Here is a 14,999-nt window from a genome sequence, read left to right as displayed (position 1 = left end):
CTATGCAAGGGCCGCGCCCTCCGGCGTGATGTGCGTGTCGTGGTCGAGCCCGCCCTCGGCCCCGGTCGCGACGACCGTTTCCCCGATCATCGCCATCGTAGCCGTGCCGCCCACCGCCCGCACCGACGCGACGGCCTCCGCCACACGGTCGGTGGCAAGGCCGGTCTCCTGGGCAAACTGCCAGGACGCCTCGAGCAGGTCTGCAATCGGCCCGTCGGGATCGATGCCCGACAGGGCGGCCCGGCCCGCGTCGGTCACCTGCTCTACGGTGCCCTCGTCCCCGAGCACCGCGGCGGTCGTGATGCCCCCAAAGCTCTGGTACTCGATCCGCGTGCTGCGCGTGGCGTGCGTCAGGCCGTCCCCCAGGTCCCACACGAGTCCGCCCCGCTCCTGGATGAAGACGTCCCCGAGGCCCGTGCCCGCCTCCACCTCCGCCCGGTGAGCCGCCTCCAGGAGTGCTTCGCGGTCGTGCCCGAGATCCATCCGCTCGTTGGTGGCCAGGGCCGTGGCGAGCGTGGCCGCCCCGCTGGCGCCGAAGCCGCAACCGATGGGGACCGCCGTGTCGAGGCGAACCGTGGCGGTGACGCCGAGTCGTTCGAGCAGCCCACGCACCGGCGCCACCTTCGCGGGGCGGCCGTCCAAGTAAACCAGCGTCTCGCGGGCCGACTCGACGGTCGCCGTCACGCCGTCGGCCGTGGCAAAGCTGATGCCGAGCGACGACCGGCCGTCGCGCGGCACGAAGATCGGCGTGACGCTCCCCGGGGCGTGGGCGGTAACGGACATGGAGGCCGGCGGTCGTCCAGAAGACAACGGGCGATCAACGAGAGACGCGTAGGACCGGGGGACCGATCAGTCCTCCAGCTTAAATTCGATCCGATCCACCTCCGCGCCCTTCGACGTGCGGTTGGTGATGCGGATGCGCCCAATGTCGCGGGTGCGGTCCACGTGCGTGCCACCGCACGGGCAGAGGTCGAGATCGCCGATCTGCACCATCCGCAGCGGGTCCACGTGGTCGGGGATGAGGTTGAGCAGCCCGCGGCCCTCCGGGGTGTGCTCCTCCGCCCGGGCACGCTCCATTTCCTTTTTCTCGACTGGCAGGTCCTGCTCGATGGCCGTGTTGGTCCGCTCCTCGATTACCGCCACGTCCTCCTCGGAGAAGTCGGCGGGCTCGAAGTCAATGCGCGAGCGGTCCGTGTGGATCTGATTGCCGGCCGTCTGGGCCCCAAACACATCCAGCACAACCTTCGACAGGACGTGCTGCGCGGTGTGCATGCGGCGCAGCGTCCGGCGACGCGCCTCGTCGATCTGGCCGGTTGCTTCGTCGCCCTGCTCCGGACGCTCGCCCTCCCGGTCGTCGATGTAGTGGCGCACCGCGCCGTGCTCTTTTTGCACATCGACCACGGGGGCCGAGCCGCCGTCCCAGTGGAGCGTGCCGTGGTCGGCAGGCTGCCCGCCCCCCTCCGGATAGAAATAAGTGCCATCGAGGACGATGTAGTCGTCGGTCGCGTCCGTCACGCTTGCGGTGAAGGTGGTGACATCGTCGCTGTCGGGCAGGTATCGCAGCTCAGTCATGGGTATCGCGGTAGAGACGGATTCGCAGAACCACAGCGGCCGCAGCGCACACAGCCGCAACGTGCTTTTGAACTAAACCCATGCCCGTCGAAAAAGAAATGGCTTTTCGTCCTCCCTTCCCTTATCACGTCTCTCTTTCACAAATGACCGACATGACTTCGCGGACGCGACAATCCGCACCGCCGTCACACCGCAGCTCGGCCCTGCCCCTGTGGTGCCCGCCCACTCACGACACGCACACCTCACTCCGATATCGCGTGATCCTACCCGTAGCGGAACGTCCGGCGCTTCCGCTCCGCCATCGGCGGTGCTGTTCGTTGGCGGCCGCCTTTCTGCGGGACGCGGACCAGGGGGCGTCTCCCCGCAGACGCTACTTGTCCGCGATCCACGCTCGGGCTTTTTCCATGTCGGAGGTCATGATTGACGAAACGTCGTGTCCGTCGAGCCGGGACAGAAGGGCTTTCATCTCGGCTTCCGCGAAGGGATTCGCCTCATGGACCGTGACAGAGTGCTCGATCTCGGCCTCAATGACCTTGGGCATCCATTCGTTCCCGAGCCACCTCTGGTCCGCCTTGTCGTGGGCCGTCATGTTTTGGGCATCGACGAGGAGTTTCGACGCTTCCGTGGATCTCCGTGGATCGTACAGCCTCAAGCAACGTACGGGTCCCCTCCCGGAATCGGTCCCCCGAGGCAGAGTCGTGCCATCGAAACACGACGGCGTCTATGTCTTCGTCCCATTCGATGGAGCATGTGTGGGCGTCCGTTCTCATGCGTGAAGTCATCGGAGCGGAGAATGCGGGACAGTTCTCAAGACACACGTCTGATTCATCCCATTTATCGGCGGGCGGCGGTTAATTTTGACCCCCACAGGGCTTGGGGCCACCAGTGAAGCAACCAATAAAAAAGCCGCTCCGCCCCGAACAATGTCGGGGCGAAGCGGCGCAGGCATCAGCGACCGGGAGCGGTCGCACATGCTTGGGGGCCGTGAGTTACGTTCCGGCCGAGTAGTCGGTGGCGTAGTGCTCCTGCTCGTCGGAGAGAGCATCAATCTGGATGCCCATCGTGCGCAGCTTCACCTCCGCAATCTCGTCGTCCATGTCCTGCGGGATGTCGTACACCTTGTCCTCCAGCATCGCGTCGGACTCGTGGCGCTGGACGAGGTCGAGGTGGGCGCGGAACTGGTTGGCGAAGCTCATGTCCATGACCTCGCTCGGGTGGCCCTCCGCCGCGGCCAGGTTCACCAGGCGGCCGTCGCCGAGCACGTACACGCGCTTGCCGTTCTCCATCGTGTACTCGCGGTTGTTTTCGCGGACCTCGCGGGCGTCGGTGGAGAGTTCGGCGAGCTCCTCCAGGTTGAGCTCCACGTCGTAGTGGCCGGTGTTGGCGACGATCGCCCCCTCCTTCATCTTCAGGAAGTGACGGCCCCGAATCACGTCCTTCATGCCGGTGGCCGTGACGAAGATGTCGCCCTTTTCGGCGGCCTCGTCCATGCTCATCACCTGATGGCCGTCGAGGGTCGCCTTCAACGCCTTCGCCGGCTTGACCTCCGTCACGATCGTGTTGGCACCCATGCCCTTGGCACGGGTCGCCACGCCCCGCCCGCAGTGGCCGTAGCCCGCGATCACGAAGTTCTTGCCCGCGATCATGGTGCTGGTTGCGCGCAGGATGCCGTCGATCGTCGACTGGCCGGTGCCGTACACATTGTCGAAGTCCCACTTCGTCTCCGCGTCGTTGACGGCGTACACGGGATACTGCAGCTCCCCGTCGTTGTCCATCGCCCGGAGCCGATGCACCCCCGTCGTGGTCTCCTCGGAGCCGCCGATGATGTGGTCGGCCATCTCCGGATGGTCGGAGTGGACGGTAAAGATGAGGTCCGCGCCGTCGTCGAGCGTGAGGTGCGGCGGCGTGTCGATCGTCCGCTCGATGCACCAGTAAAAGTCCTCGGTGTCGAGCCCGTGCCACGCGTAGATTTCGGTTCCGCCGTTGGCGAGGGCGGCGGCGATGTCGTCCTGGGTCGAGAGCGGGTTACAGCCGCTCCAGGCCACCTCGGCGCCGCAGGCCTGCAGGGTCTCAACGAGCACCGCGGTCTCTTTCGTCACGTGCAGGCAGCCGCTGATCTTGTAGCCCTCGAAGGGCTTCTCGTCGGCAAACTCTTCACGGAGCTCCATGAGCACGGGCATCCGGCTCTCGGCCCATTCAATGCGCTTGCGGCCCTCGTCGGCCAGGCCCAAGTCGCGTACCTTGTAGTGTCCTTCTTTGTGATCCATGTGGCTTGATGGCGTTGATTTGTGGTAGACAAGTCCAAGAGATCCCAGACCGCGACGAAATATGCCCCACGCGACCGGAAGTCCGGAGTGCGTGCGCGACAGCCCGGTGGAAAGTACTACTGATCGATTGGTGCTACCGGGGCGCCGGCCAACAGTTTGTAAGTTTGGCGGAAATCTCCCCCCAATTCATCTATGGTTTTCGGGGCGCCCCTCCTTGCTTCCGGTGCCCGTCCCATATCGTCGTGCGGCAAACATTCCTTTGGGAGATCTCACCGGGGAAGGGCCCCAGCCCCACCCGAAGTCCCCCCACACTGCACGCGCCCCCTTCCGACTCGAAAATGCCACCGTCCGAAGGCGGCGGACGGTTCGTCGAATAATAATCAACTCGACGATCCTGTCACGCGTTTTGGAAGCGCTTTCAAAACCGGGACGCAGCATCCATATTGCCTTTACAAGTCTAGTGTATACAAGGCAGGTTGTTTGGAACCAGCGCACATGCCTCTTCTGGACACCGGTCCTCCTCATTCCTTTCGTCAGTAGTTCCCCCATCCCCTATGCCCAACGCCACGACGCCCTCCAGGACAGCCTCCGCGATCCGTTGGTTCGAGACGCTCGACAATGAAGACATCTCCTTGGTCGGTGGGAAGAATGCCTCCCTCGGTGAAATGATCGGGGCCCTGAAGGACTCCGGCATTCGTGTGCCCGACGGGTTTGCAACGACCGCCGACACCTACCGACGCTTTTTGGAGGCGAACGACCTCACGGAGCACATTCGGGCGGAGCTCGACGCCTGGAACGCAGGGGAGCAGTCCCTAAACGAGACGGGCACGACCATTCGCACACGAATCCGGCAGGGGGCCTTCCCCGAGGACGTGGCGGAGGAGATTCGGGAGGGCTACCGGTCCCTCAGTGCCGCCTACGGCGCCGACGCCGCAGACGTGGCCGTGCGGAGTAGCGCAACGGCTGAGGACCTGCCCGACGCCAGCTTCGCGGGCCAGCAGGAGAGCTACCTGGACGTGCGCGGGGTCACCGCCGTCCTCACGGCCTGCAAGCGGTGCTTTGCCTCCCTCTTCACCGACCGTGCCCTGGGCTACCGCGAGAAGCAGGGCTTCGACCACCTCGACGTCGCCCTGTCGGTGGGCATCCAGAAGATGGTGCGGGCGGACAAGTCGGGCGTCCTCTTCACGATCGACACCGAGACGGGCTTTCCCGACACGAGCGTCATCAACGCGGCGTATGGGCTTGGCGAGAGCGTCGTGAAGGGCATTGTCAACCCGGACCAGTACACCGTCTACACCCCCTTCGTGGAGGACGAGACCCTCTCTCCCATCCTGGAGAAGACCCAGGGCGACCAGGCCCAGAAGATCGTCTCCACGGGTGAGGGCGGCACGACCACGATGCCGACCACCGAGGACGAGCAGTCCGGCTTCGTGCTGTCCGACGAGGAGATCCTCGCACTCACCCGGTGGGGGAAAATCATCGAGGAGCACTACGACCGCCCGATGGACGTGGAGTGGGCCCGCGACCGGGACAGTGGCGACCTGTTCGTGGTGCAGGCCCGGCCCGAGACGGTGCAGTCCCAGCAGGCCGCAGGCACGCTCCGCACGTACCGGCTGACGGAGGAGGCATCGCCGTTGGTCACGGGCGTCGGCATCGGGACGTCCATCGTGTCGGGGACGACCCGCGTGCTCGACAGCGTCGACGAGGCCGAGCGGTTCGAAGACGGGGACATCCTCGTCACCGAAATGACGGACCCCGACTGGGGCCCCATTCTGGAGCGGGCCGGCGGTGTGGTCACGAACCGGGGGGGCCGCACGTCCCACGCCGCAATCGTGAGCCGGGAGCTCGGCATTCCGGCCGTCATCGGCTCCGAAACCGCCACGGAGGCGCTCCGGGACGACCAGACGGTGACCCTGTCGTGTGCCCACAGCGACGCCGGGCAGGTCTACGAGGGGGAGCTCGACTACGAGAGCGAGGAGATCGACCTCGACGCGCTCCCGGACCCCGACACCCGAGTGATGCTGAACCTGGCGAGCCCGTCCGCGGCGCTCGACTGGTGGAAGCTGCCGGTGGAGGGGGTCGGCCTCGCCCGCATGGAATACGTCATCAACAACATCATCAAGGTCCACCCGCTGGCGCTGGTGGCATTCGACGAGGTGGAGGACAAAACCGCTCAGCGTCGCATCGAGAAGCTCACCGAGGGGTACGACGACAAGGGGGAGTACTTCGTCGACCACCTTTCGCGGGGCATCGCCACGATTGCCGCCGCCCAGCACCCCCATCCGGTGATCGTCCGCCTCAGCGACTTCAAGACCAACGAGTACGCCGACCTCATCGGCGGAGGGGGCTTTGAGCCCGAGGAGGCAAACCCGATGCTCGGCTGGCGCGGTGCCTCCCGCTACTACAGCGACGCCTATGAGAAGGGCTTCGCGCTGGAGTGCCGCGCCCTCAAGCGCGTCCGGGACGAGATGGGTTTCACGAACGTGGTGGCGATGGTGCCCTTCTGCCGCACGCCGGAGGAGGCCGACCGGGTGCTTGACGTGATGGCCGACCACGGCCTGAAGCGCGGCACGAATGGACTGGAGGTGTACGTGATGGCCGAGATCCCGGCCAATATCGCCCTGGCCGACAAATTTGCGGAGCGGTTCGACGGCTTCTCCATCGGCACGAACGACCTGACACAGCTCACGCTGGGCGTGGGCCGGGACGCGGAGCGCCTCACCCACCTGTTCGACGAGCGGAACGCGGCGGTGAAGCGGCGGATCGCGGAACTGATTGAGGACGCCCATGCCGCCGGGCGCCCGGTAGGCATCTGCGGGCAGGCCCCCAGCGACTATCCCGAGTTTGCGGAGTTCCTGGTCGAAGCCGGCATCGACTCCATCTCCGTCACCCCCGACAGTGTCCCCAACGTCCTCCGGCACGTTGCTCAGGCAGAAGCCCGCGCCGCGTAGCCGGGCGCCCCTCGCGTCCGCGCCGCCTGCATGAATCGCCTACGCGAGTCGCCTATACGAGGAGCACAACCAAGACCGTGTAGAGGACGATGGCCAGCCCGCCGGCGACCGACGCGAGGGGAAGCTGCGTGTTCACGTGGTCCATCAGGTCCGCCCCCGTCGCCAGTGACGAGAGGACCGTGGTGTCCGAGATGGGCGAGCACTGGTCCCCGTAGACGCTTCCCCCCACGACCGCCCCGAAGCAAAGCGTGATGAAGAGCGGGTCCTGCGAGACGCTCCACGCCAGCGGCAGGGCCACCGGGAAGACGACCGCGTAGGTGCCCCACGACGTGCCGGTGGAGAAGGCGATGATGAGACAAAGGACCACCAGCAGGCCCGGGAGCACGGCGGGCGGGATCGCCTCGCCGACGCTGGCCACCACGTACTCGGCGGTGCCCATGGCGTCGGCCACCTCCTTCAGCGACACCGCCAGCGCGAGGATGATGGCGCCGATGGTGACCCCCTTGCAGCCGTCGATGAACCCGTCGATTGCCTCCTGAAACTCCATTCCCTTGAACAGCGCCAGGCCCAGCCCCGCCAGCACCGCCAGCACGAACGCCTCGGCGATGAGAAGGGTGGGGTCCTCGGTATTGCCGAGGTAGAAGTAGGTGTACAGGTACGGCAGGATGGCGACCGCCAGCAACGTCCCGATGGGCCCAACGAAGTCGACGAGACCGGGCGTGTAGTCGTCCGGCACGTTCATCTCCGTCAGCTCCCGCGAGGTGAGGGGCGTGGCCTCGTCCCGGTCGAGCTTGCCGGTCGTGCGGGCCCGCTCGGTGGCGTCGCGCATCTTTTTGCTCGGGACCCACGGCAGCACCTCCCAGGCGAAGAGAAGCGTCAGGGCGACCGCAAAGAGCGCGTAGAAGTTGGCCCAGATCGACGAGAAGAAAAACGCGATGCCCTCCTGTGACGTCTCGATGAGCGGAATGGTGCCCGCCACCAGCCCGCCGACGTAGATCGGCCACACGTTGAACGGAATAAGGGTGGCGGCGGGAGACGCCGTCGAGTCGACCACGTACGACAGCTCCTCATGCGACACGTCGTGCTGATCCCCGATCGGGCGGGCCGTCGCCCCGGTGAGGACCGTCGAAATGGTGCCGCCCTGGTGGAAGAGAAGCCCCATCAGCCAGGTAAAAAACTTGGCGGTCTTGGGCCCGGTCACCATTTTCTCCCCCGCCCATTCCGCAAACCGAATCGCCCCGCCCGTCCGGGTCCAGAGCCCGATGAGCCCGCCCAGCGCCCACAGGTAGACCAGCAGGATCAGCGCAAAGTCCTCCGTCCCGATGGCCGGCAGCAGAAACGCGTCGATGATGTTGACCTGCCCCGCAATGATGCCGCCCGCCGCGATGCCAATGAAGAGGGCGCTCACCACCTCCTGCAGCCAGAAGGCCAGCACGATGGCGATGAGCGGCGGCAGGACCGACCAGAAGCCGTAGTGGCCGTTGGTCTTGGGAATGTCGCCGGCCACGTAGACCGCCGCCCCGAGCCCCCCCAGCACCAGCGCCGCCACCAGCCAGCGCCGCCACCACGGCGTCCCTCCATCAGGGTCCTCGTCGGACTCGGGAGCAACAGATCCGGATTCCTGCACGTCAGTGATCGAGGCGTCGGGCTCGGCGGCGTCGGGCATGAACGAAAAAAACAGGTTATTGGCGGCGCATCGCAGCCCCCAACTAAGGCATCGACGGACACGGACGCCAACTGCGCAGCACATCAACGGCGCAGCACAGTGGGGGCGGGGGCCGCGCGGGCCCACTCAACGAAGCGGCTCGTCGGGGGGTTCGGTCCCGTTGCCGTCAATCAGTCCCCCAACATCCCGCATAATCTCCTCGACGACCGACTGGGCCTCGGACTCGGCACGCTCCAGGGCTTCCACCGCCACCGTGGGTCCCTCGCCCCGTTGCTCCAGGACCACGAGCGCCGCGTGGCACGGGGCGCCGCCCGCCTCTCCCGCCCCGCCCATCGGACGGACGGTCGCCACCCGCCATCCCTTTTCGAGGTGACGATTTAGCTGCTTAAGCCCCTCGTGGCCGTCGGGCCCCGTGCGTACAATCAGCGCCTTCTGGGTCATCGGTTTGGAGTTTTGCTCCCGCAGAGTCGAGACGCGGAGTGAACGACGCTAGGCGGGATTTGTTGAACGGATCTGTCCGCCGTATGAGCACATCGGACCCCGACCTTAGAAGTCGCTTCAGGCTATTCGGGTGAGCCGTGACTCGTGACGCGTGACGGGGACGATTCCTCACGCATCACGCTTCACGTTTCACGACGCCCGCCCTAGCAGGAGCCCGACGAACGATCCCGCGCGAACAGACCCGACCGTCTCCCTCAACCTCTCCCATGCGCATCGGCCTCCTCTACGACACCTTCGACGCCTATTCGTGGGCCGACGACGACCCGCCGGACGCCGACGCCGAGTACGAGCCCGAAGAGACGGTCGACACCCTCGCGGCCGCCGTGGAGCACCTCGGGCACACCCCCGTCCGCGTCGGGACCGCGGCCGACCTGCGCGACCGGCTCGGGGAGGGACTGTCGCTCGACGCCGCGATCAACATCACGGAGGGGGCCCACAGCCGCAACCGGGAGGCCTACGTCCCGATTCTGCTGGAGATGGCCGGCGTCCCCTGCCTCGGCTCCGACGCCCTCACCCTCTCGGTGACGCTGGACAAGGCCTGGACGAAAGACCTCGTCGCGGCCGCCGACATCCCCACCCCGCCGCATCGGGTTTACAGCGCGCCCGAAGCCGTCGACGCAGACGACCTTCCGGGCGCTTTTCCCCTGTTCGTGAAGCCGCGCTACGAAGGGACGTCGAAGGGCATCACGCCCGACAGCAAGGTCGAGGACGTTGCGGCCCTGCGGCGCGCGGTGGACCGCATCACGACGACGTACGACCAGGACGCCGTGGCGGAGCCCTTCGTGGCGGGCGGCGGCGAGTTTACGGTGGCCGTCGTGGGGCACGACCCGCCCGAGGCGCTGCCCGTTCTCCAGCGCGGGGTGGAGCCGACGACAGGCCTCGGCCTGCACGCCCTGGAGCACCGCGGCGCCCCCACCGCCGATCAGGACTGGGAATACGAATTGCGGGGCACGCTCGCCCCCGCCCTCGAAGACCGCCTGCAGGCCCTCAGCCGCAGGGCCTTCGACACGCTCGACTGCCGCGACTTTGCCCGCGCAGATTTCCGGGTGGACGGCGACGGAACCCCCTGGTTTCTCGAAATCAACCCGCTGCCGACGTTTAAGCCCGACGATACCTTCGCGATCGTCGCCGAGCTCATGGGCCGCGACTACGTCGACTACCTCGCCGAGGTCTTCGGACGGGGGCTGCGGCGATTGGGACTCTCGTAAGCCACAGCGGAATGGTTGTGCTCGCGGGGTCGGCGAGAAGTCAGCGTCAGTTCAGCGTGACCACCTCTCGGGCCGACCCTGCCCGTGAACAGGCCTCAACCAAGCGGTCCATCCGAGACGTCAGGACATCGGGGGTTGCGGGATGGACATCCAAAACAACCACTCCGAGGGAAAAGGCATCGATATTCCGCTGGTAAGGGAGGCTCATATCCATCGTTACCAAAACTGCGAAATTGTTGTCCATGGCCGCATTCAGAAGCTCATCGTCTTCGTAGTCTTCCCAGCCGAGAAACTGGGCAGTGTAGACATCGTGGTCTTTTGGGAACAGTCGACGAAGCTCATGCGGAATGTTGTGGTCACGCAGAACCCTCACACTTCAGCCTTTCTGTCTGTCGTAAATGAGTCCCGAAGTGCTTCGATGAACCCATGCACCAGATTGGGGTCAATCTCATATTGTTCGAGGAAAGCATCGACCGTGTAGCTCTCCTCAAGATAATCGAAAAGAACCCGCACGGGAATCCGCGTCCCCCGGAACACGGGTGTTCCCCCTAGCTTCTCAGGAGTTACCTCAATAAAGTCATTTACCATGACACTATCTCTCCAGAAGAAAAGGGTTTGTTGAGCACCGCGAGCTGTGTACATCACCGTAGATCCCACTGGTTCCCTCTCGCCTCCCGCTGTGGACTTCTGCCTCGGGGAAGGTGAATCAACCGACTGAGCTACGTGTGCATTATCGGGACGGCGTCGATGCCTGAATTGACGGCGTTTAGGGAACGCTTCGCGGATTCATTCACAAAATGATCGCGCCGTATGTCTTCTTCCCCATCCCGCTCGGGGTCTGTTCCTCGGCACAAGTGGACCGACTGGCGCTGGCAGATGCAAAACCGCATCCACAGTGCCGAGGCGCTTCGGAAGTGGATTCGCCCGACGGACGACGAGCGCGCGGCCATCAAGCGGGCCGGGGACGCGTTTCGGTGGAACGTGACCCCGTACTACGCCCACCTGATGGCCCCCGACGACCCGTCGTGCCCGGTGCGGCGCCAGGCCGTGCCCACGATGGACGAGTTCGGGCCCGACATCGTCGACGAGCTCGACCCCCTCGACGAGACCGGGCACGAGCCGGTCAAAAACCTGATTCACAACTACGAGGACCGGGTGGCCTTCTGCGTCACCGCCGAGTGCGCCATCTATTGCCGCTACTGCCTGCGCAAGCGGATGGTGGGGGACGCCGAGTACTTCATGCGCACCGATGAGCACCAGGCGGCGATCGACTACATCGCCGCCCACGACGAGATTCGCGACGTGCTACTCACGGGCGGCGACCCGCTCACCTTCAACGAGGCCAACCTGGAGTGGCTTCTCAGCAGGCTGCGGGCGATCGACCACGTAGAGCTCATCCGCTTTGGCTCCCGCATGCCGGTGAAGCTTCCGTACCGGATTACCGACGATCTCTGCGACCTTCTGGCCCAGTACCACCCGCTCTGGATCAACACCCACTTCAACCATCCGAAGGAGTGTACCGGCGATGCCGCCGCGGCCATCGGCCGCCTCAAGGACGCCGGCATCCCCGTGGGCAACCAGACGGTGCTCCTGCGGGGCGTGAACGACGACCCCGACACAATGAAAGCCCTCAACGAAGGGCTCGTCCGCATGCGGGTGCGCCCCTACTACCTCTACCAGGCACAGATTATTGGCGGCACCGGCCACCTGCGTACACCCATCGAGGTGGGCATGCACATCATGCGACAGCTCCGGGGACGAACGTCCGGGTTTGCGATTCCAGACTACGTCCTCGACACGCCCCACGGCAAAGTGCCCCTCAACCGCAGCTATGTGAAGGGCCGAGCCGGCGACCACGTGCTCATGGAGAGCTACGACGGGACGCTCTGGGCCGAGCCGAATCCGGTGCCCGAGGGCCGCGATCTCCCGTTCCGGCTCCCGCCGGTCGACCTGCCTCCCGACGTCGATACCATTCCGACGAACGGCTCGCTGGAGGCACGCCCTGCCAGCGCGTAGTGCGAATCGGGATTCATTCTGTTGACATTACCGGTGGGTCGAGATACCTTCTATTCCCCGTCACTTTTCACTCGCACAGGGAGTTCCGTCCCGCCCCGAATGGTCCGTTTCCTGCTCGTGCTTTTGGCCGTCCTCGTCGTCGGACTTGCCGTTCTGTTCGGCCGTCCGTGGCTCTACGTCGCGACGGGTCTGATCCTCGTCGGCGGCCTCGGGGGGTTTGGCTGGTGGCTCTGGACCGCGTTCGGGCAGGACCAGGCGGCCCCAGAGCCCCCCAGCCCTGCGCCCGACACCGAGGACCCGTCGCTCGACGACCTCGGAATCATGGACATCCAGCCGAAGGAGGCAGGGCCCGACGCGTCGGAGCCCCCCTCGGACGAGGCGGCCGAGCACAGCGGCCCCCGGACGCCCCCAAACACGGCCGCCCCCGCTGAATCGGACGCATCCTCCGGGCCCCCTCCGACATCCGTCGACACGCCTCAGCCCTCGTCCGCCACGGACCCACCGGCACAGGAGGATACGGACGGAGAGGAGAATTCCGTGTTCGCGCCTCTGCTTGAAGCCGCGCGCGCAGCCCTGGACGCCCGAACGGTCGGTCTTCTCGTCCAGGAAGACGTGGCGCTGACCTACCGGATTGAGGCCCTCGCCAGCCGCCACCCGTCGGTTCGGAAAAGCGGCTCGTTCGACACCCAGACGCCCCTTCTGACCGCCACAATGTCGCGGGAATCGGTGGCCTACCGGTCCCTCACCGGGGCTGAGGTGGCGGTCGAAGACCTGGGCTACTACGACAATCCGCCGACGGTAGACCACCTGGCCCTCGCCCCCGTCGCCCAGCCGGATTCGTCCTCCACGACGTTTCTCGTGGCGGACGCTTCCTCGGACGTCGACCTCGGGGCGTCTCGGGCGCGCACTGTGCTGTCCCACTTCGCCGACACGGTGGCCCTCCTGCTCGACACGGACCGGTCGCCCGACGGGCCGGAGCCAACCTCCTCGCCCGAAGGCGCCCACGAGGTTGAGGACGCCGATTTGCTGGCCCCGAATGCAAACGGCACACCGGAGGCCGACCTCGAGGCGGACGAGGACCCGGAGGCGTCGCCCCGTCCCCGCCGCGAACTCATCGCGGAGGAGATGGAAACCGCCCGCTCATCGTCGGAGCCGCTCGCTCTGGCCCTCGTCCACCTCAACCGGGCCGAATCCATCGCCCGCCAGGGCGAGGAGGCCGTCGCCTCTGCCGAGCGCCTGTTTGAGGCCCGCCTGGAACAGAAAGCCCCCAGCCAGCGGGTCGAACGTTTCGGTGAGCTCACGTACGGCGTTTTCTTCCGGGCCGGGCCCGACACCATCGAGCCCTGGATCGCAGACTTCGAGGCGGCAATGGCGCAGGAGCAGGGACAGCTCGAAGGCGGAGCGAGCGTCGGCGTGGCCCTGTGGACCGACGAGACCCCCGAGGCACTCCGGACCGCCGCCACGGAGGCCCTGCGGGAGGCGTACGAGACGGGCACCTGCACGATCGTGACGTAGTCGGGCGTGAACCTGCCCCCCAGAGTGGCGTTTTGGGAATGGTCTCCTCATTGGGGGATACGTCACACGTCGCTTCCGTCACGCGCCCTTTCGTCGCCATGCCAGAGCTCGATTCGTCGCCGCGCATCACGCACGTGTCGTGGGGCCGCCTTGAGGTCGAATGCGCATCTGACGACGGCACCCGGTCGTTCAAGGATGCCAAGTTGTATCCGGGCGGGGCGCGCACATGGGACTGGAACGAGACCGGCACGTCCCACACGCCGGGCATTCAACCGGCCGACGTGGAGGAACTGCTGGAGCATGGGGCCTCGGTCGTGGTCTTGTCCCGCGGCATGAACGAGCGGCTCCAGGTACAGCCGAAGACCCTCGATCGGCTCGACGACGCGGGCGTGGACATCCACGTGCTTCCGACCGACTCGGCCGTGGACCGGTACAACGAGCTGCAGGCCGCCGACGAGGCCGTCGCGGGCCTCTTTCATTCCACCTGCTAGCACGGCGCCCCGACATGCACCTGCCCGCCCCCACATGGACGTCGTCGTGGCCGACGGGGCGCCCGGTGGGCGTCTGGCGGCTTCGCCTGAATGCCCTCGGCGGCGATCCGGAAGCGGTGCTGCGCCGGCTGACCGTTCCGTCCGAGCACGACCGGGCTCGTCGCTATGCGTTCGCGGCCGACCGGCACCGCCACCTCGCCGGCCGTGCCCTCGTCCGCCTCGTCCTGTCCCGCTGGCAGAACTGCACGCCCGCCTCGCTCGCAATCGCGGAGGGCCCTCACGGCAAGCCCAGACTGCAGGACCCGCCGGCCGATGGCCCCCGCCTCCACTTCAACATCGGCCACACCGGCCCCGTGGTCGTCGCGGCCGTCAGCGAGGCTCAGCCCGTAGGAATCGACGTGGAGCCCCACACCCGATCGGTCGACGCCCCGTCGCTCGCGGAACGGGTCCTTACCGCTTCGGAGCGGGACCGATGGCGGTCCCGGCCCGCCTCTTGCCGACAGGCGGCCCTCCTGCACCTGTGGACGTGCAAGGAGGCGTTTCTCAAAGCGACCGGCGAGGGCCTACGTCGTGCGCCGACGACCGTCGAGAGCATCGCCGACGGCTCCACGGTCGTGGCACTCCGCGACGCGCCCGGTTCCAGCGCCCCCTCTTCCGCCCCCGCAGATGAGTGGTCGGTTCGGCCCTTCTCGGCGACGGACGGCGTCCTCGGGGCGATCGTGCGGAAGGGCACGATGCCCTCCCCGGTCTCCTGGGTCGACGCGACGGACATCGTGACGCGGTCGGCCGAATGAGGCCCCTGTTCCCCCACT

The 14,999-nt window shown here is 66.4% G+C and carries 14 protein-coding genes; 6 read left to right on the top strand and 8 right to left on the bottom strand.

The genetic code is table 11. From position 1 onward, the window contains the following. The 4 genes from SRU_RS06095 to SRU_RS06080 all read right to left on the bottom strand — a co-directional run bounded on the left by SRU_RS06095 (nt 1) and on the right by SRU_RS06080 (nt 3,839). Nucleotides 1-783 (bottom strand): GHMP kinase, encoded by a 783-nt coding sequence (locus SRU_RS06095; protein WP_011403896.1) that lies wholly within the window; start codon nt 781-783, stop codon nt 1-3. Nucleotides 784-849: 66 nt separating this feature from the next. After that, the gene (locus SRU_RS06090; RefSeq protein WP_013061674.1) at nt 850-1,572 is read right to left on the bottom strand and encodes an alanyl-tRNA editing protein; all 723 of its coding nucleotides are present in this window, start codon (nt 1,570-1,572) and stop codon (nt 850-852) included. Between the two features lie 370 nt (nt 1,573-1,942). After that, on the bottom strand, nt 1,943-2,113 hold the full coding sequence (locus SRU_RS06085) for a hypothetical protein (protein WP_162892275.1): 171 nt from the start codon (nt 2,111-2,113) through the stop codon (nt 1,943-1,945). A gap of 448 nt (nt 2,114-2,561) precedes the next feature. Beyond that, complete coding sequence (locus tag SRU_RS06080) at nt 2,562-3,839, bottom strand: adenosylhomocysteinase (protein WP_011403893.1); 1,278 nt, start codon at nt 3,837-3,839, stop codon at nt 2,562-2,564. A 554-nt stretch (nt 3,840-4,393) separates the two neighbouring features. On the opposite strand from SRU_RS06080, the gene ppsA reads away from it, so the two are divergent. Next, on the top strand, nt 4,394-6,790 hold the full coding sequence (ppsA, locus tag SRU_RS06075; protein ID WP_112903718.1) for a phosphoenolpyruvate synthase: 2,397 nt from the start codon (nt 4,394-4,396) through the stop codon (nt 6,788-6,790). Between the two features lie 52 nt (nt 6,791-6,842). Here the strand turns inward: ppsA and SRU_RS06070 are convergent, their stop codons facing one another. Beyond that, complete coding sequence (locus SRU_RS06070; RefSeq protein WP_011403891.1) at nt 6,843-8,456, bottom strand: Na+/H+ antiporter NhaC family protein; 1,614 nt, start codon at nt 8,454-8,456, stop codon at nt 6,843-6,845. 126 nt (nt 8,457-8,582) lie between these two features. Next, entirely contained in the window at nt 8,583-8,897 is a 315-nt protein-coding gene (locus tag SRU_RS06065; protein ID WP_011403890.1) for a hypothetical protein, read from the bottom strand. Nucleotides 8,898-9,163: 266 nt separating this feature from the next. On the opposite strand from SRU_RS06065, the gene SRU_RS06060 reads away from it, so the two are divergent. Beyond that, nucleotides 9,164-10,165 (top strand): D-alanine--D-alanine ligase family protein, encoded by a 1,002-nt coding sequence (locus SRU_RS06060; RefSeq protein ID WP_112903716.1) that lies wholly within the window; start codon nt 9,164-9,166, stop codon nt 10,163-10,165. A gap of 46 nt (nt 10,166-10,211) precedes the next feature. On the opposite strand, the gene SRU_RS06055 is transcribed toward SRU_RS06060, so the two are convergent. Both SRU_RS06055 and SRU_RS06050 read right to left on the bottom strand, forming a co-directional pair. Next, nucleotides 10,212-10,538 (bottom strand): DUF5615 family PIN-like protein, encoded by a 327-nt coding sequence (locus SRU_RS06055; protein ID WP_118826301.1) that lies wholly within the window; start codon nt 10,536-10,538, stop codon nt 10,212-10,214. Further along, complete coding sequence (locus SRU_RS06050; RefSeq protein ID WP_011403888.1) at nt 10,535-10,753, bottom strand: DUF433 domain-containing protein; 219 nt, start codon at nt 10,751-10,753, stop codon at nt 10,535-10,537. The genes SRU_RS06055 and SRU_RS06050 overlap by 4 nt, the downstream gene beginning before the upstream one ends. Before the next feature lie 222 nt (nt 10,754-10,975). Between SRU_RS06050 and SRU_RS06045 the strand changes: the two genes are divergently transcribed. The 4 genes from SRU_RS06045 (at nt 10,976) to SRU_RS06030 (ending at nt 14,981) form a co-directional block, all read left to right on the top strand. After that, nucleotides 10,976-12,181: a KamA family radical SAM protein gene (locus tag SRU_RS06045; RefSeq protein ID WP_011403887.1), complete on the top strand. Its 1,206-nt coding sequence runs from the start codon at nt 10,976-10,978 to the stop codon at nt 12,179-12,181. 99 nt (nt 12,182-12,280) lie between these two features. Continuing rightward, complete coding sequence (locus tag SRU_RS06040; protein ID WP_011403886.1) at nt 12,281-13,696, top strand: GGDEF domain-containing protein; 1,416 nt, start codon at nt 12,281-12,283, stop codon at nt 13,694-13,696. Between the two features lie 98 nt (nt 13,697-13,794). Then, nucleotides 13,795-14,187 (top strand): Mth938-like domain-containing protein, encoded by a 393-nt coding sequence (locus tag SRU_RS06035; RefSeq protein ID WP_112903709.1) that lies wholly within the window; start codon nt 13,795-13,797, stop codon nt 14,185-14,187. A 14-nt stretch (nt 14,188-14,201) separates the two neighbouring features. Next, entirely contained in the window at nt 14,202-14,981 is a 780-nt protein-coding gene (locus SRU_RS06030; protein WP_112903707.1) for a 4'-phosphopantetheinyl transferase family protein, read from the top strand. The last annotated feature ends 18 nt before the right edge of the window (nt 14,982-14,999 follow it).

It is taken from the genome of Salinibacter ruber DSM 13855 (assembly GCF_000013045.1).
Taxonomy (GTDB): domain Bacteria; phylum Bacteroidota; class Rhodothermia; order Rhodothermales; family Salinibacteraceae; genus Salinibacter; species Salinibacter ruber.
This window is presented reverse-complemented; position numbering and strand designations above follow the sequence as displayed.